At 62.5% G+C, this 17794-nt stretch carries 16 protein-coding genes; 7 read left to right on the top strand and 9 right to left on the bottom strand.

Annotated elements, in window-relative coordinates:
• The first annotated feature begins 27 nt into the window (after nucleotides 1–27).
• Both AKL28_RS05670 and AKL28_RS05665 read left to right on the top strand, forming a co-directional pair.
• A complete protein-coding gene (locus AKL28_RS05670) occupies nucleotides 28–339 on the top strand; it encodes a copper-binding protein (RefSeq protein WP_050467106.1) in 312 nt (103 codons plus the stop codon).
• A gap of 198 nt (nucleotides 340–537) precedes the next feature.
• Complete coding sequence (locus AKL28_RS05665; RefSeq protein WP_050467105.1) at nucleotides 538–2178, top strand: fatty acid--CoA ligase; 1641 nt, start codon at nucleotides 538–540, stop codon at nucleotides 2176–2178.
• Nucleotides 2179–2277: 99 nt separating this feature from the next.
• Here the strand turns inward: AKL28_RS05665 and purU are convergent, their stop codons facing one another.
• On the bottom strand, nucleotides 2278–3147 hold the full coding sequence (gene purU / locus AKL28_RS05660; RefSeq protein WP_050467104.1) for a formyltetrahydrofolate deformylase: 870 nt from the start codon (nucleotides 3145–3147) through the stop codon (nucleotides 2278–2280).
• Nucleotides 3148–3427: 280 nt separating this feature from the next.
• Nucleotides 3428–3955: a bactofilin family protein gene (locus AKL28_RS05655; RefSeq protein WP_050467103.1), complete on the bottom strand. Its 528-nt coding sequence runs from the start codon at nucleotides 3953–3955 to the stop codon at nucleotides 3428–3430.
• A gap of 904 nt (nucleotides 3956–4859) precedes the next feature.
• Between AKL28_RS05655 and AKL28_RS05650 the strand changes: the two genes are divergently transcribed.
• Nucleotides 4860–5576, top strand: coding sequence for a Pr6Pr family membrane protein (locus AKL28_RS05650; RefSeq protein ID WP_050467102.1), 717 nt, complete (start codon nucleotides 4860–4862; stop codon nucleotides 5574–5576).
• Nucleotides 5577–6071: 495 nt separating this feature from the next.
• Nucleotides 6072–7805, top strand: a complete 1734-nt coding sequence (acpA, locus tag AKL28_RS05645) for an acid phosphatase (RefSeq protein WP_050467101.1) — start codon at nucleotides 6072–6074, stop codon at nucleotides 7803–7805.
• Nucleotides 7806–7905: 100 nt separating this feature from the next.
• Here acpA and AKL28_RS05640 read toward each other — a convergent pair whose 3' ends face one another.
• Nucleotides 7906–8910 (bottom strand): sulfonate ABC transporter substrate-binding protein, encoded by a 1005-nt coding sequence (locus tag AKL28_RS05640; RefSeq protein WP_050467100.1) that lies wholly within the window; start codon nucleotides 8908–8910, stop codon nucleotides 7906–7908.
• A gap of 239 nt (nucleotides 8911–9149) precedes the next feature.
• On the opposite strand from AKL28_RS05640, the gene AKL28_RS05635 reads away from it, so the two are divergent.
• Nucleotides 9150–10880, top strand: a complete 1731-nt coding sequence (locus AKL28_RS05635; protein WP_050467245.1) for a chloride channel protein — start codon at nucleotides 9150–9152, stop codon at nucleotides 10878–10880.
• Between the two features lie 16 nt (nucleotides 10881–10896).
• Here the strand turns inward: AKL28_RS05635 and AKL28_RS05630 are convergent, their stop codons facing one another.
• Nucleotides 10897–11133: a hypothetical protein gene (locus AKL28_RS05630; RefSeq protein WP_050467099.1), complete on the bottom strand. Its 237-nt coding sequence runs from the start codon at nucleotides 11131–11133 to the stop codon at nucleotides 10897–10899.
• A gap of 466 nt (nucleotides 11134–11599) precedes the next feature.
• Between AKL28_RS05630 and epsC the strand changes: the two genes are divergently transcribed.
• Nucleotides 11600–12538 (top strand): serine O-acetyltransferase EpsC, encoded by a 939-nt coding sequence (epsC, locus tag AKL28_RS05625; RefSeq protein ID WP_082221374.1) that lies wholly within the window; start codon nucleotides 11600–11602, stop codon nucleotides 12536–12538.
• 21 nt (nucleotides 12539–12559) lie between these two features.
• Here the strand turns inward: epsC and AKL28_RS24800 are convergent, their stop codons facing one another.
• Together AKL28_RS24800 and AKL28_RS05615 are read right to left on the bottom strand one after the other, a co-directional pair.
• Nucleotides 12560–12715 carry a hypothetical protein gene (locus tag AKL28_RS24800; protein ID WP_169801823.1) on the bottom strand — a complete coding sequence of 52 codons (156 nt, stop codon included), beginning with the start codon at nucleotides 12713–12715 and terminating at the stop codon, nucleotides 12560–12562.
• Between the two features lie 154 nt (nucleotides 12716–12869).
• Nucleotides 12870–14027, bottom strand: coding sequence for an MFS transporter (locus AKL28_RS05615; RefSeq protein WP_050467243.1), 1158 nt, complete (start codon nucleotides 14025–14027; stop codon nucleotides 12870–12872).
• A 76-nt stretch (nucleotides 14028–14103) separates the two neighbouring features.
• Between AKL28_RS05615 and gcvA the strand changes: the two genes are divergently transcribed.
• Nucleotides 14104–14988, top strand: coding sequence for a transcriptional regulator GcvA (gene gcvA, locus AKL28_RS05610; RefSeq protein ID WP_050467097.1), 885 nt, complete (start codon nucleotides 14104–14106; stop codon nucleotides 14986–14988).
• Here the strand turns inward: gcvA and AKL28_RS05605 are convergent.
• Genes AKL28_RS05605 through tauA form a run of 3 tightly spaced genes read right to left on the bottom strand, consistent with a single transcriptional unit; the run spans nucleotide 14963 to nucleotide 17642 of the window.
• Nucleotides 14963–15835 carry an ABC transporter permease subunit gene (locus tag AKL28_RS05605; RefSeq protein WP_050467096.1) on the bottom strand — a complete coding sequence of 291 codons (873 nt, stop codon included), beginning with the start codon at nucleotides 15833–15835 and terminating at the stop codon, nucleotides 14963–14965. The two genes, gcvA and AKL28_RS05605, sit on opposite strands and share 26 nt — an antisense overlap.
• Complete coding sequence (locus AKL28_RS05600) at nucleotides 15832–16671, bottom strand: taurine ABC transporter ATP-binding protein (RefSeq protein WP_082221373.1); 840 nt, start codon at nucleotides 16669–16671, stop codon at nucleotides 15832–15834. Before AKL28_RS05600 ends, AKL28_RS05605 begins: the two co-directional genes overlap by 4 nt.
• Nucleotides 16647–17642: a taurine ABC transporter substrate-binding protein gene (gene tauA, locus AKL28_RS05595; RefSeq protein ID WP_050467095.1), complete on the bottom strand. Its 996-nt coding sequence runs from the start codon at nucleotides 17640–17642 to the stop codon at nucleotides 16647–16649. Before tauA ends, AKL28_RS05600 begins: the two co-directional genes overlap by 25 nt.
• Nucleotides 17643–17794 lie beyond the last annotated feature (152 nt).

Genomic DNA, 17794 nt, shown 5'->3' with positions numbered 1-17794 from the left:
ACTCTATTTTCCAATCGAAAGGACAAGATGAAAACTCCCGCTACCGCCCTCACCCGCCTCCTCCTCGGCGCCGCGCTGGCGCTGCCCATGCTGGCTGCTCTGGCGCAGACCTCTCCACCGCCGCAAGTCGAAGGCGAGATCCGCAAAGTCGACGTTGCCGCCGGCAAGCTCACCATCCGCCATGGCGAGATCCCCAATCTGCAGATGCCCCGCATGACCATGGTCTTCAAGGCCTCCCCCGAATTGCTTGGCAAGGCGAAAGAAGGAGAAAAAGTGCTCTTCACCGCCGACCGGGTCGATGGTGCGCTGACCGTCATTTCGTTGGAAGAACGACAATAGGCGAAAAGACTCCGGCGCAGGTTGCCGTCTATAAATTTCGTCGTCAGCAAGACAATCGGGGGTTACCGTTAGCGTTATCATCTGACGCTTGGAACCTGCTCACTCGTGCCGGGAATTGTGCGAGAGCGTGAACAGGTTCTTATTCCAAAAACAGGTTCGCGGCGTTCCAGACGCCACAGGAAACCAGAGGAGAACGGTATGCCCCAACCCATCAGCACAACCCCTTCAGCCTATGGCTATCCCCTGCTGATCAAACAATTGCTGCACAGCTCGCTGGCCACTGCCGCGGACCAGGAAATCGTGTACGGCGAGCGCCGCCACAGCTATGCCGAGTTCTACCGCCGCGTACAGCGGCTGGCCAATGCCTTGAAGGAAATCGGCCTGCGCCCGGGCGATACGGTCGCCGTCATGGACTGGGACAGCCACCGCTACCTGGAATGCTTTTTCGCCGTCCCCATGATGGGCTGCGTGCTGCAGACGGTGAACGTGCGCCTGTCGCCGGAGCAGATCGCCTATACGCTCAACCACGCCCAGGCCGACGTGCTGCTGGTCAATTCCGACTTCATGCCGGTGTTGAAGCAGATCCGCGGCGAACTCAGCACGCTCACCCGCTGCGTGCTGATCACCGACGACGGCACCCCGCCGCCCAACGGCCCGGGCTTCGCCGGCGAATACGAGGCGCTGCTGGCGCAAGCCGAAGCCGCATACGAGTTTCCGGACTTCGACGAAAACACGCGCGCCACCACCTTCTACACCACCGGCACTACCGGCCTGCCCAAGGGCGTCTATTTCAGCCACCGCCAGCTGGTGCTGCACACGCTGGGCGCGACCGCCGGCCTGGCGCTGGCGCCGCAGCAGGGCCGCCTGCATCGCGACGACGTCTACATGCCGCTCACGCCGATGTTCCACGTGCATGCCTGGGGCCTGCCCTACGTGGCAACCATGGCCGGGCTCAAGCAGGTCTATCCGGGCCGCTATGTGCCGGACAACATCTGCCGGCTGATCGTGCGCGAGAAAGTCACCTTCTCGCACTGCGTGCCGACCATCCTGCAGATGGTGCTGGGCTGCGAGGCCGCGAAGGAGGCCGACCTGTCCGGCTGGAAGATGATCATCGGCGGTTCGGCCATGACCAGCAGCCTGGCCCAGGCCGCGCGCGAACGCGGCATCGATGTCTTCACCGGCTACGGCATGTCGGAAACCTGCCCCATCCTGACGCTGGCCCATGTGCCCACCGATGAGCTCGGCGGCGAGACCGATGCCGCCCTGCGCGTCAAGACCGGCCGGCCGTTGCCGCTGGTGGATATCCGCACGGTAGACGAAGACCTGCGCGACTGCCCGCGCGACGGCCACAGCACTGGCGAAGTAGTGGTGCGCGCGCCCTGGCTGACGCAAGGCTACCTGCACCAGCCCGAAGCCTCGGAAGACCTGTGGCGCGGCGGCTGGCTGCATACTCAGGACATCGGCAACATCGACCCGCGCGGCTACCTGCAGGTAACCGACCGCATCAAGGACGTGATCAAGACCGGCGGCGAGTGGGTATCGTCATTGCAGATCGAAGAGATCATCGCGCGCCATCCGGGCGTGGCGGAAAATGCGGTGATCGGGATACAGGACGGCAAATGGGGCGAACGTCCGGTAGCGCTGGTGGTGCTGAAGAAGGACGCCGCCGGCAAGGTAACCGAAGAAGACATCCGCAACCACGTGACGGCCGCCTCCGAAAGCGGCCAGATCTCGCGCTACGGTGTGCCGGACCGGGTTCAGTTTGTCGCGGAACTGGTGCGCACCAGCGTGGGCAAGCTCAACAAGCGGGTGATGCGGGAACAGTATCCAGGGGCATAAGGTCTTTCGATCCGCGCCAAGGGGGCCTGGTGCAATAAAAAACGCCGTCCGGCTATCAAACCGAACGGCGTTTTTTCATGGCAAGGCGGCAGAAAACGATCAGTTGAAGATCACCGTCTTGTGCCCGTTCAACAGGATGCGATGCTCGGTGAACCACTTCACCGCACGCGCCAGCACGACCGATTCGATATCGCGGCCGATCGCCGTCAGCGTGTCCGGGCCCATGGAATGGTCCACGCGCTCGACGCCCTGCTCGATGATCGGGCCTTCGTCCAGATCGCTGGTGACAAAGTGGGCGGTGGCGCCGATCAGCTTCACGCCGCGGTCATGTGCCTGGTAATACGGCTTGGCGCCCTTGAAGCTGGGCAGGAAGGAATGGTGGATGTTGATGGCGCGGCCGCGCAGGGCTTCGCACATCTCGGGCGACAGGATCTGCATGTAACGCGCCAGCACCACCAGGTCGATCCGGTTGGCGTTGACGATTTCCATGATGCGCTCTTCCTGCGCACGCTTGTCCTCCGCCGACGCGCCGGTGGCCAGCGGCAGATGGTGGAAGGGAATGTTGTAACTGGCGGCCAACTGGTAGAAATCGGTGTGGTTGGACACGATGGCGGGGATCTCCACCGGCAGCAAGCCGCTCTTGTAGCGGAACAGCAGGTCGTTCAGGCAATGGCCGATCTTGGACACCATCAGCATGACGCGCGGTTTCTTGGCCGCGTCATGCAATTGCCAGTTCATCTGCAACGCGTCGCCCAGCACGCCGAAATCGGTGTGCAGCTGGGCGTCGCTCATCGCAGCGTCTTCCGACGAGAAATGTACGCGCATGAAAAACAGCTTCGACTGGCCGTCGCCGAACTGGGCGGAGTCGATGATGTTGCAGCCGTGGTCGGCCAAAAAGCCCGAGACGCGATGCACGATGCCGCGCTGGTCCAGGCAGGACAGGGTGAGGATGTATTCCGGGTGAGCCATGAGAATGAACTAAAAAACGCCAACGTCCAGCCGCGCGGATGATCCGGCAAGCCGCTGCCGGCGGATTCCCTGCCAGCAAAAAGACGAAAGGCGCTATTGTCGCATGGCGAACCCATGCAGACAAAATCCCACCCGGTTTTATGGCAATGCAAGGGCGAATGCCCCGGTTTCCTGGGTCATTCGCACCAAACATTTCAAAAAAGAAACAAAAATGACGCCGCCCAGGCGACGCCCGACTTCCCGCCGGCAAAAGCGGGCAGCCCAGCACCAGTCGGCGCTCTCAGGCAGTCTTGACCGCAGCCTGCAGCAATTCCTTCTGTTCCTGGCCGCCGACCTGGAGGTCGCCCGACAGTTGGCCGCCCTCTTCGATGACCAGCTTGCCGTAGCGGATCTTGCCGGTGACCTTGCCGCTGGCGTAGATCACCAGTTTCTGGCGCACCGTCAGGTCGCCATCGAATTCGCCGCGGATCTCGGCCAAGTCGATTTCTGCCGAACCCTTGAAAGCACCGCGTTCGGCAATTTGCACCACACGGCAATTGATGGTGGCCTGTACACGGCCCTCGACGACCAGCGTGTCGCAATCTTCGATCTCGCCCTTGACCTTGATGTTGGGGCCGACGGTAAGCTTGCTGCCGGTTTCCTCGCTGGCGGGCGCCGTATTGCTGACCGAGGAAGGATATTGGCCAGGCTTCTGCACGTTGGAGACGGTGCTGCCCGATGGTTGGGCGACGGCGCTGCCGGCATTGCTGAAGGGGGAATTGGTCGAATTGGTTTCACGTTTGCCGAAGAGGGATTCTGAGCGAAGCATGTGATCTCCTGAAATTGAAAGAGCGTGCAAAACGGGAAGCACGAAAGAAACAAGGCGGCGCGCATATGGATCGAATAATTCGCATGCAGATGCTGTGCTGATTCGAAAGACCTTCTGGTCGGGTCCGGATAGCAGATGCGCGCCGCGGCACAAACAGGTTCATGAATTTGCAGGACGCCGGCGATATGTCGGAAATGCTTGCCATGCAAGAAACCTGTGCGGTTCGGCAAAGTACTTTTTCGAAAGTTCACGAGAATTTTGTAACAGCAAAACGCTGTTTCCACATTCGCGAAAAACATCATCGCGAACGCCAACCTCGCTGATGTTCCGCGATGCTCGAAAAGGTAAAAATGGAGTGAAGTCCAGACGCTTCACAAAGGTGCCGCTGCCGAAATTTGCGCGATAGACGCAGCACAAATTATTTATATTTCGGTGCGTCTTGTAACTAAAAAAGATGTAACAGTTGGCGGGAAAAATCGTCGCCTGCAGGCGACACCTCATGTGCGGAAACACGCATCTCTACTGACGTTGCGGATGATCGTAATTTTTCTCTTCTGTACATGGAGGCGACAAGTCTGCAATGGTGGATCAATAAAAATGGAGACAGCCTTTGGGCAAGGCTGCAATATTCACACGGCAAAAAACATCTCGTAGTTCAGCGCAGTCTGTGCTCATCCATAAGTACCGCAGCACCGTCCTTCGAGCTTGATTTCCATACCGATCACAAGCCGTGAACCGACGGCCAGGCGTCCTGGATTTTGTGACACGTTGTAAGCGGTGAAAGTGAATGTCATACGGCCTGCGCGCGCAGCCAAACCGCTTTATCATGCAACGATTGCGTAGCCGCCCCTCTTTCCGGCACCGGCTTGCGCCGCAACGCCAACGCTATCTCCCGGACCACACCATGAGCAATCACCAGATCCCTCCACCGGAGTCGCTGGACTCTTTCGGTTCCAACATCTTCCCCGCCGAAGGCACTTCGCATGCTGCGCGCGCCCTGGCGGCGGTGATCGCAACGATCAGCTGGTTCGCCTTCGTTGCGCAGACCGACATCACCTTCAATCGCCTGCTGTCGCATGGCGGCGGCTTGCTCGATGGGCTGGACCGGCTCTCCATGTACCTGACCAACCTCACCATCCTGATGGGAGCGTTGTGCTTCACTTCGCTGGCGCTGTCACTGAAGACGCCGGTCAGCCGCTTCTTTCGCCAGCCCTCGGTGATATCGGCCGTGGTGGCCTACCTGACTTTCGTCGGGATCGCCTATAACCTGCTGCTGCGCCAGCTGTGGGCGCCCACCGGGTTTCGCTCGCTGGTCAATGAGAGCTTGCACACGGTGGTGCCGCTCCTTGCGATCGTCTATTGGATTTTCTTTGTACCGGTATTCCAGGCTTCGCTGAAGAAATCCCTGCTGTGGCTGGTCTATCCGTTGGGCTACCTGGTCATCACGCTGTGGCGCGGCGCCCTGTCGGGCTTCTATCCCTACCCCTTCATCAACGTCAGTACGTTGGGATATCCGCGCGTGATCCTCAACTCCAGCCTGCTGTTTGCAGGTTTCCTGGCGTTGATGGCCTTGTTTATCGTGGTCAACCGTTCCGGCAAGCCGGCCTTCCTTCGCAAATGAAGAAAGCCTCGCGTGCCTGTACGAACGCCGGGATGGCGTTCAGATCAGCGGTTCCGTGAGCGCCAGTAGCAACATGAACAGTATGCAAGCGCTGAAACCGGCGGTAATGACGATGTATTGAAAAGTCTTGAGCAGCATGGATTCCCCAAAAAAATCGATGCTTGCCATCAGTGCCGGACACTGAACCAGGAGCCTGGCGGCCCCTGCACAAGACTGCGTTCCCACGCGGCCTCGCCCTCATCGGCGTCCGTTAATGCCTATGCAAGTCACGGGATTTTAATTGACTTGTCACATCAAATTATGGCAGCGACGCTATATTTACCTCATTTTTCGCCGCTCCGCCTGTCCGTCTTGAAATCGCGCTCCCAAAACCTGTCGGTCTGCAAATAGTCTTGGATGCCGTGTCTTTGAAAAGACACATTCTTGTCATACGGCCGCGCTATCCTCCTCCCGTTCCGCGCCTTCATCCACAACAATATCCGACAGGAAACATCCATGAGCATCCACGACGAGTCCGCCCATGGCGGCAGCATTCCGTCCGATCCTGACCAGCAGGACACCACGACTTCCGCAGCCCCGCAGAACAATAGCCGCCGCCGTTTCCTGGGCGGCATGGCCGCCCTCGGCGCCGGCAGCGCCTTGACCGCCTGCGCCACCGATGGCCAAAACGGCAGCGTGCCATACCCGAACGGCAACCCGGCTGACGCCGCCGCGCTGGACAAGGCCCTGCGCGACAACGTCAAGACCATTGTCGTGATCTACGCCGAAAACCGCAGTTTCAACAACCTGTTTGGCGACTTCCCCGGCGTCGAAAAGCCGCTGTCCGCGCTCAAGCCCGCCGACTATACCCAGCGCGACCGCGACGGCAGCGTATTGAAGCAATTGCCGCCGGTCTGGAGCGGCGTGGTCGGCCAGGAGCAGGTCATCGAAGGCGTGACCTACGAGGCCGGCAAGCAATACCAGAACAATCTCCCCAACGCGCCCTTCGCGCTCAAGGGCCCGCAAGGCGAAGCGCTGCCGCTGGGCCTGGTCACACGCGACCTGTGGCACGTGTTCTACCAGAACCAGATGCAGATCAACGGCGGCAAGAACGACGGCTTCGTCGCCTGGGCCGATTCCGGCGGCCTGGTGATGGGCCACTACGCCGATACCCGCTACAACCTGCGCCTGTGGGATATCGCGCGCGAATTCGTGTTGTGCGATAACTTCTTCCAGGGTGCTTTCGGCGGTTCCTTCCTGAACCACCACTACCTGATCGCTGCGACCGCCCCTTACTATCCGAATGTAATGAGCTCGGTCTCACGCACCCAGGTGGCCAAGACCGTCAACAATGATCCGCTGGGCACTGAACTTGTACCTTCCGAAGGCAGCCCGGCCGGCGCCATGCAAGGCGCCCCCAAGTTCGGCCCGAGCGCGCTCACTCCCGACGGCTACGCGGTCAACACCATGGCCCCGCCGTACTGGCCGACCTGGACGCGCGACCGCAACAATCCGGCCTATTCCGAGCCGAACCAGCCCAGCGTGCTGGTACCTCAGACGCACGAACACATCGGCGACAAGCTCAACAAGAAAGGCATCGACTGGGCCTGGTACGCCGGCGCCTGGCAAGCCACGCTGGATGAATTCAAGGATTCCAAGGGTATCCCCAAGATCCCCAACTTCCAGTACCACCACCAGCCGTTCAATTACTTCAAGAGCCTCGGCCCGGAAAATCCGGCCGAGCGCAACAAGCGCCTGCGCGATGGCGGCCTGGGCGACGAAGCCCGCACCAACCGCTTCCTGGCCGATGCCGAAGCCGGCCGCCTGCCGGCGGTGACTTTCTACAAACCGCAGGGCAACCTCAACATGCACGCCGGTTATGCCGACGTCACCTCCGGCGACCGACACATTGCGCACATCGTCAAGAGCCTGCAATCCAGCCCGCAATGGAAGAACATGGTGGTGGTCATCACCGTCGATGAAAACGGCGGCTGGTGGGATCACGTGGCGCCGCCCAAAGGCGATCGCTGGGGTCCCGGCACGCGCGTCCCGGCGCTCGTGGTGTCGCCGTTCGCACGCAAAGGCAGCGTCGACCATACTGTGTACGACACCGCCTCCATCCTGCGCCTGGTCACCCGTACCTTCGGCCTGGAAAAACTGGATGGGCTGAAACAGCGTGACGACGCCATGATCGCGCGCGGCCAGAAGCCCATGGGCGACCTGACCAACGCGTTGCAGTTCAAGGCCTGATCGATCTTCTGCGCCTCCAATAAAAACGCCGCCGCGAAAATATCGCGGCGGCGTTTTTTATTGCCGTCGGCATGACGGGATCCGCCAGACTCCTGCGCCATTATACCAGCCAGGGCGGCGCAGTCTCGCGCAAATCGAGCTTCTTCGGGATCAGCTTGAGATTGAGGAAGGTATCGGCGATCTGCTGCTGTTCATCCAGAATGGCATTGGTGATGGCGACGGTACCGAAGTTATAGCGCCCCACCGCGACCTCCAGCACGCTTTTCGGCAAGCCCAGCACGCTGGCCAGTTCCCCTGCGAATTCTCCCGGCTTGGCCTTGGCCCAGTCGTCGATCCTGCCCAGTTCTTCCAGCGCGATCTTGAAGATGTCGGGATTGTTCCTGGCAAACTCGCGCGATGAAAAGTAGTACGCGCGGTTCTTCACTACCCCATCGGCATCAGCCAGGATGCGCGCCTGCAGAGTCTGTTGCGCCGCCGCCAGGTAAGGCTCCCAGATCACCCAGGCATCCACCGAACCCCGTTCGAAGGCCGCACGCGCATCGGCCGGCGCCAGCCATACCGGCGTCACGTCCGTGTATTGGAGGCCATGCTTTTCCAGCAGCTTGACCAGGAAGTAATGCACGTTCGAGCCCTTGTTGAGCGCGATGCGCTTGCCCTTGAGATCAACCGGCTTGTTCAGCGCCGACTCCTTCGGCACCAGCACCGCCTCGACGAAGGGACGCGGCACCGTCGCAGCCACATACACCAGCGGCGTACCGGCCGCCTGCGAGAAAATCGGCGGCGCCTCGCCGACGTCGCCAAAATCGATCGAGCCCGCGCCCAATGCTTCCAGCTGCACCGGACCGGCGCTGAACTCGACCCACTTCACCGTCGCCCCCAGCGGCGCGAGGCGCTTCTCCAGCGCGCCGCGTGCACGGATGATGCTCAGTACCCCCTTCTGATACCCCACCCGCAACTCACGTGCGGCAGCACGCGCCGGATGCGGCGCCAGCGCGGCCGCCGCACCGGCGGCTCCCAGCGCGATGCCTGCCTTGAGCAGTCGCCGTCTGCGGCTTTTTTCAATGTACGCGATCGTTTCCTGTCTTTTGCTTTCTGCCTGGCTCATGCCTTCTCCGTCAAACCATATCTGGGGATCCGAGCGTAGCCAGCATCGTGAAGAATGCGAACGAATACTTCCGCCGCTGTATAGAAGGAAAGCGGATATGCAATGCGGACACGGCACAACACCAACGTACAAGAGGCGCTCAATTTATATCACATTGTGATATATTTTCTTTTTTCCCCAATCTGCACACCGGTCTTTCCAAAAAATGAATGGGCAAGGCCGGCCCGGCCCCATCCGCAATGAAACACAAACGCGACTACACGGCGGACAACCGCCTGCTCTATCTCTCCCCTATCGCGCTATGCATCGGCGCGCTCAGCACCGGCGCGGCATGGATGCTGCTCAAGCTGATTGCCCTGTTCACCAACCTGTTCTACTTCCAGCGCTTCTCCTTTGCCGGCGCCTCGCCGGCCACGCATACGTTGGGCTGGATCGCCATCTTCCTGCCGATCGCCGGCGGCCTGATCGTCGGCCTGATGGCACGCTACGGCAGCGAAAAGATCCGCGGCCACGGCATCCCCGAAGCAATCGAGGCCATCCTGTTCGGCAAGAGCCGCATGTCGCCCAAGGTCGCCATATTGAAACCGCTGTCTTCGGGTATCGTCATCGGCAGCGGCGGTCCGTTCGGCGCCGAAGGCCCCATCATCATGACCGGCGGTTCGATAGGCTCGCTCCTGGCGCAGTTCCTGCACCTGACCGCCGCCGAACGCAAGACCCTGCTGGTGGCCGGCGCCTGCGCCGGCATGACGGCCATCTTCGGCACACCGGTAGCGGCGCTGCTGCTGGCAGTCGAACTGCTGCTGTTCGAACTGAAACCGCGCAGCCTGCTGCCGGTGGCGCTGGCCTGCGCGGTAGCCGGCTTCCTGCGGCCGTGGATAATCGATGCCGGCCCGCTGTTCGCGATGCAGATCGCCGCACCGGGCGCCCTGGCCTTCGCCTCGTGCATCGCCGCCGGGCTGGCCAGCGGCGTGCTGGCTGTCGTGCTGACGCTGGCCTTGTACCGGGTGGAAGACTGGTTCCACCGACTCACGCTGCACTGGATGTGGTGGCCGGCCATCGGCGGCGTGGCGGTCGGCATCGGCGGATGGCTGCAACCGCGCGCACTGGGTGTCGGTTACGACGTGATCTCGGATCTGCTGCATCACCACATGCTGCTGTCGGCGGCCTTGTCGTTGCTCGCAGTCAAAGCCGTCATCTGGCTGATCGCGCTCGGTTCCGGCACATCCGGCGGCGTGCTGGCGCCGTTGCTGATGATGGGCGCCGGGCTCGGCCTGGTACTCTCCCCCTGGCTGCCCGGCGCCTCGCCCGAATTGTGGGCGCTGGTGTGCATGGCCGGCGTACTGGGCAGCGTGCTCGGCGCGCCGCTGACGGCTATCGTCTTCGCCTTCGGCCTGACGCATGCCAGCGAAGCGCTGCTGCCGCTGATGACGACCGTTGCCGTCGCCTACGGCGTCAACGTGCTGCTGATGAAACGCTCCATCATGACCGAGAAGATCGCACGCCGCGGCCTGCATGTGCATCGCGAATACGGCATCGATCCGCTCGAACGCCAGCATGTGGATGACCTGATGACGCGCGCGCCGCAAAGCATCGACATCGGCATGCGCGCGGCCGACGCGCTGGCGCTGTGCCGCAGCGGCAGCCATACGCACCGCTACTATCCCGTGGCCGACAGGGGCCGGCTGGCCGGCATGCTGTCCTTGCGTACCCTGGAACAGGCCGATCCCGGGCAGCCCTGCCGCGAACTGCTGATGCCGCCCACAGATACCGGCGAACCGTTCCTGCTGCCGCAGATGAGCGCGCGTATCGCCGCCGGTGCGATGGCGCGCCTGCAAGCCGGACGCCTGCCGGTGGTAGCCGACCGCAAGCACATGAAACTGGTCGGCATCCTGTCGCTGTCAGACCTGGCGCGCGCCAGCAGCACACATGCCGAAGAAGAGTCGGTGAGGGAAAAACTGCTGGGATTCTGAACGGGCAGAACGCGAGTCAGTGCATGCTGCCGTCGATGAACTCCTTGGACCATTGCAGTCCCGCGGTGCGCGCGCAATTGAAATCGGGATAGACATTGTCGCGGTCGCGCCAGAGCGCCATCGGCGGACGTCCCCATTTGTTGATCTGCACGGACAAGCGCCAGCCGTCGGCCAATTGGAGGCCCACGATACTGATATCGAAGTTCCGATACTGCGCGGCGTAGGTAAGCGAATGTATTTTCTTGTTTTCCATGGGCAACTTTCGCGACCTTGCATTATACGGTGCAAAAATCGCGAACGGATATGGGCGAAAACGGGGTGGAAAAGATAATTTCCGCGCTCTTGTCAGGCATGCATCGAAAACGCCGTCGAGGTTGCAAAGCCGTCAGCGCCGGCCCTGCCGGAAAATCGGCACAGCGGTTTTTCCCCTGTGATGCAAGACCGCATGGCTCGCGCCCCGGTACTGCCGTTGCTCATGGCAAAAACAGGTATTGCATATGCATATTGTTAAATGTCATTGGCGTAACTTTTAGGCACACGGTATAGTCGCTCCCAGAGTTGATTCACAGAGCGGCGCCACTTTTCAGATAGAACTGGGCGCCGCGAATCGCTCTCCATCGCCTGTTTCCCGCCTCGCCTCACTCCCGTTTCACCCCCATTGCCGGCAGGTATTTTCACCGCCGCCGACACCGTCCGCGCATTTTTGATAGCATGCCGGCATGGATACCTCGAACACCCCCGAATTGAGCGCCCTGGCCGATACGGCGGGGTTGGGCTTGTCCGCCGTCGTCGCCGGACTGCGCACTTCGCGCGAAGTCACCAACAAGATCCGCTACCGCGGCGAAATCCGCGAACTGCCCTCGCGCGAGGCGATGCAAAAGCTGTTGCAAAATTTGCAAGCGGCGCTGTTCCCCACCCATTACGGCCACACCGACCTGTCCGACGAGACGATCGACTATTTCGTTGGCAGCCAGCTCAATGCCGCACTGTGCGTATTGAAGGAACAGGTGCGCCGCGGACTCTATTTCGCCTCCGACGAACAGCAGGATGAAGTGGAACTGCGCACCCGCGCGGCTGTCATCACACGCGATTTCGCGCACCAGTTGCCGGCCATCCGCGACCTCCTGGTCAGCGACATCCAAGCCGCCTATCATGGCGACCCGGCCGCCTCCAGCATTTCGGAAATCCTGCTGTGCTATCCCGGCACCACCGCCATCATCTACCACCGTCTGGCGCATGCGCTGCACAAGCTGGGCACGCCGTTGCTGGCCCGCCTGGTGGCTGACATCGCTCATTCGGCAACCGGCATCGATATCCATCCTGCCGCACAGATCGGTCCCAGCTTCTTCATCGATCACGGCACCGGCGTGGTGATCGGCGAGACCACCATCATCGGCCGCAACGTGCGCCTGTACCAGGCCGTCACCCTGGGCGCCAAACGCTTCCCGTCGGAGCCCGACGGTTCTCTGGTGAAAGGCATCCCGCGCCATCCCATCGTCGAAGACGACGTGGTGGTCTATGCCGGCGCTACCGTGCTGGGCCGCATCACCATCGGCCAGGGGTCGGTCATCGGCGGCAATGTCTGGCTCACGCACAGCGTGCCGCCGGGCAGCAATGTCTCGCAGGCAGAAATGCTGAGCGAGTGCTCCAAACTATAAAAATGAAATTGCGGCCGGCGCTCAGCCGGCCAGCGGGAAGCAGCGCTGCAGGAAGAACAGGCCGCCCAGCAGTGCCAGCCCGAGGAAGAAGATCGCGCCGATGAGTTTCCTCTCGGTCGGCTGCAGCGGTTCGATGGCGATAGGGCCGAGTTCCTGATGAAGGTAGTGGTCAGTCATGCTGGCTCCGGATGTCGTGGCGCCCGCCGCCAAGGTATGGGGCAAGCTATGCGCCATCCTAGCCAAGATCCCTGCCCGCAGGAACGAAGCGATCCGCGCATGCATATCCGCCACGCGCATAAGCGCGATATCCCGCCCTACCAGAGTCCGTTCATCAATGTTCGGTCGTGGCCGTGGCGGGTGCTGCTTGCGCCTGCACCGGTTCGCGGCCGCAGGCCAGTGCCGCCAGCGCCAGCGCGGATGCGGCCAGGCTGTATAGCCACAGCGACGACATCACCGGCAGCAGCAAGCCCGCCATGATCGGCCCCAGCCCGGCGCCGATATCGCGCCAGATGGCCCGGCCGGCCAATGCATGAACCCGCTCGGCCGGCGGCGTGCGTGCCGCGACGATGGGTGGCAACAGCGGCAACTGCAAGGCGCGCAGCACCACGATCAGCCCGGCGGACAGCCACAGCGCACCGCCGCCGAAACCGACCAGCGCCGCGCAAGTCGCCAGCGACAGCACCACCAGCACCCGCACCGCGCCGAAACGTTCGGCCAGCCAGCCGCCCAGCGGGCTCAATACGATCTCGCCGAAATAGCGCAAGGCCATCAGCACGCCGGCAATCAGCTCGGCATGTTCGGAAAACGATTGCTTGCTCATGTACGACAGGCCGACGATGAACAGCCCGTCCAGCGTCAGGCCCTCCAGGAAAGACCACCAGTCCAGCGCATTGGGCATCTTCCAGCGCCGCGCCGGTGGTTCCGGATAGGCGTGGGCCGGCAGGCGGCGCGCAGCCAGCAAGCCGAGCGTGGCGCTCAGCGCCACCAGCGCGAACACCATGCGCGGCCCGTAATGGCTGGCCAGCAGCGCCGCCAGCGGCAACCATAGCATCGGGCCGATGGCGATCACGCCACGCGAGCGGCCGGAGCGGCGTGCCGCGCCGATCGGGTTGGCCGTCGACATGGCCTGGGTCGAGAGGTTAAGTCCGGCAAATGCCATGCCCCACAGCAGGCGCAACGGCAGCAAGGCCCAGAAGCCGTTGGCCACCGTGTAACCGAGTGCGCACAGGATCGCGGCGCAAACCGCCAGCATGCAAGTTGGGCGGTCGCCGCGTTGGGCATAGAAACGCGCCACCCAGCGATAACCGGCGATGCGCACCAGGCGGTTGGCCGCCAGCAGCAACCCGACTTCGGCCAGCGTCACATGGAACTGCTCCGCATACATCGGCAGCAGCAGGTAGAGCACGATATCGCAGGGCAAGGCGGCCGACAGCGAGAATGCAGCGTGGCGCGAATCGAGATCGGCCTGGCGAAGTTCGGGAGAGGTCATGGATGCCATGATGCGGCGCGCGGCGGTGGCCTGACAAACGATATTAATTCCATCCATGCGTGATAAAATCTGACGCATGGCCGACCTCACCCTCCCGCTCAACGCCATCCGCGCCTTCCTCGCGGCCGCGCGCCACCAGAGTTTCACGCTGGCGGCGCAGGAACTCAACGTCACCCACGGCGCCGTCAGCCGCCAGATCAAGAACCTTGAAGATTACCTCGGCATGCCGCTGTTCGAGCGCCGCATCCGCCAGGTGGCGCTGACCGAGCGCGGCCGCCAGTTCTTCGAAGAAGCCAGCCCGGCGCTGGAGATGCTGGCCGCCGCCGCGCGCCGCGTGATGAAAGATGCGCCGACGCGCTCGGTGAGCATCAACGTTCGCCCCTCCTTCGCGGTGCGCTGGCTGATCCCGCACCTCTCGGAGTTCGTCGAGCGCTATCCAGGCATCGAACCGCAAGTAGTGACCAGCGTGGCCACCGTGGGCCGCGCGCCCTCGCCGTTCGACATCGCCATCAGGCGCGGTGAAACCAACTGGCCGGAAACGTTGAAGATGCAGCGCTTCCTCGAAGACGAACTGCTGCTGGTGGCCTCGCCCGCACTGCTGAAGAATACGCCGCTGCCCGACATGCGCGCCATCGCCGGCCACACGCTGCTGCTCTCGCGCAGCAGGAACCGCGACTGGGACGACTGGAAAAAATATGCCGGCCTGAAGCGCTCGCGCGCACAGGCCATGCTGCATTTCGACCACCTGCACTTCGTGCTGCAGGCAGCGGTGGATGGCCTGGGGCTGGCGCTGTCGCCGGTCTCGCTGGCCGACAACGACCTGCGCTCCGGACGACTGGTATGCCCGCTGCCGGAAATGCGCATGCCGCTGGCGCCCTACTATCTCGGCATCAGCCAGCAGGCCGGCGCCGAAGCGCAACTGTTCGCCAAGTGGCTCAGCGGTGCGACCGCCACGGTGTAAGCGCATCCGACAAGCGCCGCATCGCCAGGTCGAACAGGTAAGCAATCAAACCGATCAGCACGATCCCCATCACCACCACATCGGTGCGCAGGAAGTTCGACGCATTGAGCACCAGTTGGCCCAGCCCTGCCGTAGCCGCCACCATCTCCGCCGCCACCAGCGTGGTCCAGCCGAAACCGATGGCAATGCGCAGGCCGGTCAGGATGTCCGGCAATGCCGCGGGCAGGATCACGTGGCGCAGCAGTTGCCAGCGGCTGGCGCCCATCGACAGCGCGGCATGCAATTGCTCGCTCTGCACCCCGGCCACGCCCGCCCGAGTGGACACCGCAATGGGTGCAAAGCAGGCCAGGTAAATCAACAGAAACTTGGCGGTCTCATCGATGCCGAACCAAATCACGATCAGCGGCAGGTAAGCCAGCGGCGGCAGCGGCCGGTAGAACTCCAGCAAGGGATCGACGATACCGCGCGCCACCCGGTTGGTGCCCATCAGCAGCCCCACCGGGACTGCTGTCACGGCCGCCAGCAGGAAGGCGCCGAACACCCGCCACAAGCTCCATGCGATGTGCTGCAGCAACGGCAAACCACCCTGCACATTTCCTTCCCAGGCCTGCACCGCCGCCAGCCACACCGCCGACGGCGGCGGCAGGAACAGCGGCGCGATCAGGCCGGCGGCCGTCACGCCCCACCAGCCCAGCAGCACTACGATCACGGTAGCCACCGTAATGGCGGTAGTGGCGCCGCTGCCGGGGTGCGGATAAGTACGTGCCGGCGGCAATGCTGCCGATGCAGTTTGCAGGCTGTCGGCGCCGATAGCGATGCCTTGCGTAGTGGAATTGGCATTGCTCATGCGTTGCGTCCGTGGACCAGTTGCAGCAACCGCTCGCGCCAGGCGATGAAGTCAGGCGACGACTTGACCGCGCGTGCGTCACCGGTCTCGATATAGCGGTTCAGGAAAGGTAATTCGAAATCGTGTTCGATGCGGCCCGGCCGCGGCGACATCACGATCACGCGGCTGCCGAGAAACAGCGCCTCTTCGACGCTGTGGGTGATGAAGAAAATCGTCTTGCCGGTACGCGCCCACACCTGCGCCAGCAGCTCTTGCACCGACTCGCGGGTAAGCGCATCGAGCGCCCCCATCGGCTCGTCCATCAGCAGCACGCGCGGATCGTTGGCCAATGCGCGGGCGATGCCCACGCGCTGCTGCATGCCGCCCGAGAGCTGGTAGACGGGCGACGCCGCATGGCGCTCCAGCCCGACCAGCTTCAACTTCTCATGCGCGACCGCCAGCCGTTGGGCGCGCGCCAGACCGCGAAAGCGCAAACCCAGCGCAACGTTTTCCTCCACGTTCAGCCAAGGCATCAGCGCATGCTTCTGGAACACCACGCCCAGCGCCGGGCCAGGCCCTGCCACCGGCGCGCCATCCAGCAGCACCTCGCCTTGCGAAGGCCCGATGAAGCCGGCCAGGCAATTGAGCAAGGTGGTCTTGCCGCAGCCCGACGGCCCCAGCGCCACCACGAATTCGCCCGGCGCGATGGACAGGTCCACCCCGGCCAATGCCAGCGGATCGTCCGGCCGCGCAGACGCAAAACGTACCGACAAGCGGTGCGCCTCAAGCCGGCCGCCGGCCAACGTCCCGGCGGCGGCACTTGCTGCCTGCGTCACTGCGCCGCCTTGCGTACCCATGTGGCGTTCACTCCGGCCGAATAATCCGGCAACACGTTCTGGATGGTGCCCTGGCCCTTCAGGAAAGCTGCGGTGGCCGCCAGCGACTTGGCCGCACCGCCGCTCAGCCATGCCGGGGAAGCCTGCTGCTGCAAGGTCGGGAATTCATACAACGCCAGGCTGGCCGGCACTTCAGAAGCTTCCGCGCCGGACCACTTGGCCACCGCCTTCACCTGTGGCGAATCAGCCGTCCAAGCCACCTTGTTCTTGCGGTAGTTGTCGTCGGTGTCGGCCAGCACCTTGACCAGCTCGGTCAGGAAAGCATCGTTCTGCTGCGCGAAGGCCTTGCTGACGACGATGCCGTCGAAGGTCGCCTTGCCGGTCTGCTGCGCGATCTGCCCGGAAGTGATCAGCACCTGGCCGCTTTTCTTGGCCTTGGCCAGTACCGGGTCCCAGATGAAGGTAGCGTCGATGTCGCCACGCTCCCACGCTGCCGCAATCTCAGGCGGACGCAGGTTGACGATCTTCACGCCGCGCGGATCGACCTTGGCGTTTTCCAGCGCCAGCAAGGTGTGAAAGTGCGAGGTAGACACGAAAGGCACTGCCAGGCGCTTGCCCTTCAGGTCGGCCAGCGAATTGACGCCGCTGCCGTTGCGCACCACCAGCGCCTCGGCATCGTTGATGTTGTCGAGGATCCAGAACAGCTGGATGTCCAGCCCTTGCGACAAGCCGGAAGCGATCGGGGCCGAACCGGCCTCGCCAATTTGCACCGAGCCCGAAGCCAGCGCGCGGATGACGTCGGCGCCGCTGGCCAGTTTGCGGAAAGTCACCTTGTAGCCGGTCTTCTTTTCCAGCGCCTGCGCATCCTGCGCGTAACGCCACGGCACCACCATGTCCTGGTAGGCAATGACTACCTCTTTCGACTGGGCCTGTGCGTTGGTTGCTATCAGCAGGGTGGCCGAGATTGCCAGGGTCTTCAGGAATTTCTTCATTTGTGTTTTTGTTCTGGGAATTTGGGGAGTCCAGTATAGGAAGGCTGTTTTTCTTGAGACACGAATATTTCTGTGCATGCTTATGCGGTTTGTTTTTGTTTTGTTGTTTTGGGTAGTCTGGTTTTGCTGCGTGCAGATGTACTGGCTTTATG

This window comes from Herbaspirillum chlorophenolicum, from assembly GCF_001189955.1.
Lineage (GTDB): Bacteria > Pseudomonadota > Gammaproteobacteria > Burkholderiales > Burkholderiaceae_D > Herbaspirillum > Herbaspirillum chlorophenolicum.
This window is presented reverse-complemented; position numbering and strand designations above follow the sequence as displayed.